The sequence below is a fragment of the Mycobacterium sp. genome, assembly GCF_049281135.1.
Taxonomy (GTDB): domain Bacteria; phylum Actinomycetota; class Actinomycetes; order Mycobacteriales; family Mycobacteriaceae; genus Mycobacterium.
In genome coordinates this window covers 1-4907 of record NZ_JBAPRN010000523.1, presented here as the reverse complement: position 1 = coordinate 4907, position 4907 = coordinate 1, and the positions used below count along the sequence as shown (strand labels likewise).

At 66.9% G+C, this 4907-nt stretch carries 5 protein-coding genes; all 5 read left to right on the top strand.

Annotated features, from left to right (window positions below):
- Window positions 1–778: adenosylhomocysteinase (locus WAN02_RS20775; protein WP_422266107.1), on the top strand; the 778-nt coding region annotated here is incomplete at its 5' end.
- A gap of 97 nt (window positions 779–875) precedes the next feature.
- On the top strand, window positions 876–1505 hold the full coding sequence (locus tag WAN02_RS20770) for a dTMP kinase (protein WP_422266106.1): 630 nt from the start codon (window positions 876–878) through the stop codon (window positions 1503–1505).
- A gap of 85 nt (window positions 1506–1590) precedes the next feature.
- On the top strand, window positions 1591–2277 hold the full coding sequence (gene mtrA / locus WAN02_RS20765) for a two-component system response regulator MtrA (protein ID WP_065016641.1): 687 nt from the start codon (window positions 1591–1593) through the stop codon (window positions 2275–2277).
- An 85-nt stretch (window positions 2278–2362) separates the two neighbouring features.
- Complete coding sequence (gene mtrB / locus WAN02_RS20760; protein WP_422266105.1) at window positions 2363–4021, top strand: MtrAB system histidine kinase MtrB; 1659 nt, start codon at window positions 2363–2365, stop codon at window positions 4019–4021.
- The coding region (locus WAN02_RS20755) for a GerMN domain-containing protein (protein ID WP_422266104.1) at window positions 4021–4907 on the top strand (887 nt) is incomplete at its 3' end. The genes mtrB and WAN02_RS20755, both read left to right, overlap by 1 nt.

Here is a 4907-nt window from a genome sequence, read left to right as displayed (position 1 = left end):
CCCCGCGATCAACGTCAACGACTCGGTCACCAAGTCGAAGTTCGACAACAAGTACGGCTGCCGCCACTCGCTGATCGACGGCATCAACCGCGGCACCGATGTGCTGATCGGCGGCAAGAAGGTGCTGATCTGCGGCTATGGCGACGTCGGCAAGGGCTCGGTGGACTCGCTGGCCGGCCAGGGTGCGCGGGTGACAGTCACCGAGATCGACCCGATCAACGCGCTGCAGGCGCTGATGGAGGGCTATGACGTCAAGCGGGTGGAGGACGTGATCGGCGAGGCTGACATCGTCATCACCACCACCGGCAACAAGGACATCATCACCCTCGAGCACATGAAGGCGATGAAGGACAAGGCGATCCTGGGCAACATCGGCCACTTCGACAACGAGATCCAGATCGCGCGGCTGGAGAAGTCGGGTGCCACCAAGGTCAACATCCGCCCGCAGGTCGACCTGTGGACTTTCGGGGACACCGGCAAGTCGATCATCGTGCTGTCCGAGGGCCGGCTGCTGAACCTCGGTAACGCCACCGGACACCCGTCGTTCGTGATGAGCAACAGCTTCTCCAACCAGGTCATCGCGCAGATCGAGCTGTGGACCAAGAACGACGAGTACGACAACGAGGTCTACCGCCTGCCCAAGCACCTCGACGAGAAGGTGGCCCGCATCCACGTGGAAGCCCTCGGCGGCGAGCTCACCAAGCTGACCAAGGAGCAGGCCGAGTACATCGGCGTCGACGTCGACGGCCCGTACAAGCCGGACCACTACCGCTACTGAGTTACCGCTTCGGCTGCCGAGCGTGAACGCAACTTCACGTTCGGCATCGAGCGTGACTGCAGCTTCACGATCAGCATGGCGCGACTAGGCTCGCGCCGTGCTGATTGCTATTGAGGGGGTTGACGGCGCCGGCAAGCGAACGCTCACCGAAGGCCTGCGCGCAGCGTGGAAGGCTGCCGGGAAATCGGTGGCCACACTGGCGTTCCCGCGATACGGGCAATCGGTGACCGCCGACGTGGCCGCCGAGGCATTGCACGGTCAACACGGCGACCTGGCCACTTCGGTGTACGCGATGGCGATGCTGTTCGCGCTGGACCGCGCCGGGGGAGCCGACGAGATTCGCGACCTGTGTCGTCACCACGACGCGGTGATTCTGGACCGCTATGTGGCCTCCAACGCCGCGTACAGCGCCGCGCGTTTGCACCAGCTGGCCGACGGCGAAGTGGTCGGCTGGGTGCACGACATCGAATACGGCCGACTGCAGCTTCCGGTGCCGGACTGGCAGGTGCTGTTGGGTGTCTCGTCCGAGTTGGCCGATCAGCGTGCCCGCCACCGGGCCACCCTCGATGCCAGCCGGGAGCGTGACGCCTACGAACGCGACGCCGGCCTGCAGCAGCGCACCGGCGCGGTGTATGCCGGGCTGGCCGCGGCGGGCTGGGCCGGGCGCTGGTTGGTGGTCGACGCCGAGGTCGATCCGGGCCGGCTGGCGGCCCAGTTAACGGCCTAACGTCTACCCGGCGTGGAACGGCTGTGGTAATAGGTGCGAGAAACACGCGCGTGGTAGCCCCGTTTTGTTCCGATCTGGTGACACCATGGACACCATGAGGCAAAGGATTCTCGTGGTTGACGACGACGCGTCGCTGGCCGAGATGCTGACCATTGTGCTGCGGGGGGAAGGGTTCGACACCGCCGTCATTGGTGATGGCACCCAGGCGCTGACCGCGGTGCGCGAATTGCGGCCCGACCTGGTGTTGCTGGACTTGATGCTGCCGGGCATGAACGGCATCGACGTGTGCCGGGTACTGCGTGCCGACTCGGGCGTCCCGATCGTGATGCTCACGGCCAAGACCGACACCGTCGACGTGGTGCTCGGCCTGGAGTCCGGTGCCGACGACTACATCATGAAGCCGTTCAAGCCCAAGGAGCTCGTCGCCCGGGTGCGGGCGCGGCTGCGGCGCAACGAAGACGAGCCGGCCGAGATGCTCTCGATCGCCGACGTGGACATCGACGTGCCAGCCCACAAGGTCACCCGCAACGGCGAGCAGATCTCGCTAACGCCGCTGGAGTTCGACCTGCTGGTGGCGTTGGCGCGCAAACCGCGCCAGGTGTTTACTCGTGATGTGCTGCTCGAACAGGTCTGGGGATACCGGCACCCGGCGGATACCCGCCTGGTGAACGTGCACGTTCAGCGTCTACGGGCCAAGGTCGAAAAAGACCCCGAGAACCCGACCGTTGTGCTGACCGTTCGAGGAGTGGGTTACAAGGCCGGACCGCCGTGAGCCGTGCCGGCGACGACGCAGAGCGTAGCGATGCAGAGGAGCGGCACAGAGCTCACGAGCGTCGCGATGTTGAGGAGCGGCGCCGGTGATCTTTGGCTCGAAGCCACGTTTTCGCGGTCGTTCGGGTCGTTCGGGCCCGGTGATGCGGGGCATGGGTACGTTGAGCCGCGCCCTCGGCGTGGCCTGGCGCCGCTCGTTGCAACTTCGGGTGCTCGCTCTGACGCTTGGCATGTCCCTGGCGGTGATCCTCGCGCTCGGCTTCACGCTGACCAGCCAGGTCACCAACCGCGTGCTTGACGTCAAAGTCCGCGCCGCGACCGAGCAGATCGACCGGGCCCGCGCCACGGTCAGCGGAATCGTCAGCGGGGAAGAGGCGCGCTCACTGGACAGCAGCCTGCAGCTGGCCCGCAACACCTTGACGTCGAAGACCGACCCGACCTCCGGAGCCGGCCTGGCCGGCGCGTTCGACGCCGTTCTGGTGGTACCCGGCGATGGTCCGCGGCCCGCCGCCTCGGCCGGGCCGGTCGACCAGTTGCCCGACACACTGCGCGAATTCGTGAAGGCCGGGCAGGTGGCCTACCAGTATGCGACGGTGCACACCGAGGGCTTCTCCGGCCCGGCGTTGGTGATCGGCACGCCGACGATGTCACGGGTGAACAATCTCGAGCTGTACCTGGTCTTCCCGCTCGGCAACGAGCAGAGCACGATCGCACTGGTCCGCGGCACGATGGCCACCGGCGGCCTGGTGTTGATGGTGCTGCTGGCCGGTATCGCGTGGATGGTTACCCGGCAGGTGGTGGTACCGGTGCGGGCGGCGGCGCGGACCGCCGAGCGATTCGCCGACGGGCACCTGTCCGAGCGGATGCCGATCAATGGCGAAGACGACATGGCCCGGCTGGCGGTGTCGTTCAACGACATGGCCGAAAGCCTGTCCCGGCAGATCGCCCAACTCGAGGAATTCGGCAACCTGCAGCGCCGGTTCACCTCCGACGTCAGCCACGAACTGCGCACCCCGCTGACCACCGTGCGGATGGCCGCCGACCTGATCTACGACCACAGCGAGGACCTCGACCCGGCGCTGCGACGATCCACCGAGCTGATGGTCAACGAGCTGGATCGGTTCGAGTCGCTGCTCAGCGACCTGCTGGAAATCTCCCGCCACGACGCCGGTGTGGCCGAATTGTCCGTGGAGGCAGTCGATCTGCGGACCACCGTCAACAGCGCGCTGAGCAATGTCGGTCACCTGGCTGAGGACGCAGGCGTCCAGATGATCGTCGACATGCCGGACGAAGACGTGATCGCCGAAGTCGATCCACGCCGGGTCGAGCGGATTCTGCGCAACCTGATCGCCAATGCGATCGACCACGCCGAGCACAAGCCGGTGCGGATCCGGATGGCCTACGACGAGGACACCGTTGCGGTCACCGTCCGCGACTACGGCGTCGGGCTGCGGCCGGGCGAGGAGAAGCTGGTGTTCAGCCGGTTCTGGCGGTCGGACCCGTCGCGGGTGCGGCGCAGCGGCGGAACCGGGCTCGGGCTGGCGATCAGCGTCGAGGATGCGCGACTGCACCAGGGCCGGCTGGAGGCCTGGGGCGAGCCCGGCAACGGCGCCTGCTTCCGGCTCACCCTGCCGCTGATACGGGGACACAAGGTCACCACCAGCCCACTGCCGATGAAACCTATTGCCCCCGACCGCAAAGACGGCAAGGTCCGGCAGCGCGAACACGCGGAGCGCGGAGCGTGATGCGGCGACTGGGTCCGCTGCTCGCCGCGGTCGTCGTGCTGGCGGGCTGCGCGGGTGTGCCGAGCGCATCGGCGCCACAGGCCATCGGCACCGTCGAACGTCCGGCGCCGGCGAACCTGCCCAAGCCGACGCCCGGCATGGATCCCGATCGGCTGCTGCGCGAATTCCTCAAAGCCACCGCTGATCCGGCCAACCGGCACCTGGCGGCTCGACAGTTCTTGACCCGGTCGGCGTCGGATGCGTGGGACGACGCCGGTAGCGCGCTGTTGATCGACCACGTGGTGTTCGTCGAAACCCATAGCACCGAACGGGTTTCGGTCGCGATGCGCGCCGACAAGCTCGGTTCGCTGTCCGACATGGGCGTGTTCGAGACCGCCGAGGGGCAGCTGCCCGATCCCGGTCCGATCGAGCTGGTCAAGACGCCGGGCGGCTGGCGCATCGACAAGCTGCCCAACGGGGTCTTCCTGGACTGGCAGCAGTTCCAGGCCACCTACAAGCGCAACACGCTGTATTTCTCCGACCCGACCGGCAAGACGGTCGTGCCGGATCCGCGCTATGTCGCGGTGTCCGACCGCGATCAGCTGGCCACTGAGCTGGTCTCCAAGCTGATCGCGGGCCCGCGCCCGGAGATGGTCAAGAGCGTGCACAACATGCTGACACCTCCGGTGCGGCTGCGCGGACCGGTGACCCGCGCCGACGGCGGCAAGAGCGGTGTTGGCCGAGGCTACGGCGGAGCCCGCATCGATCTGGAGTTGCTGACGGTCGCCGATCCGCGCAGCCGGCAATTGGTTGCTGCACAGATCATTTGGACGCTGGCCCGAGCAGACATCAAGGGCCCCTACGTGATCAGGGCCGACGGTGCCTCGCTCGACGAACGCTTCGCCGA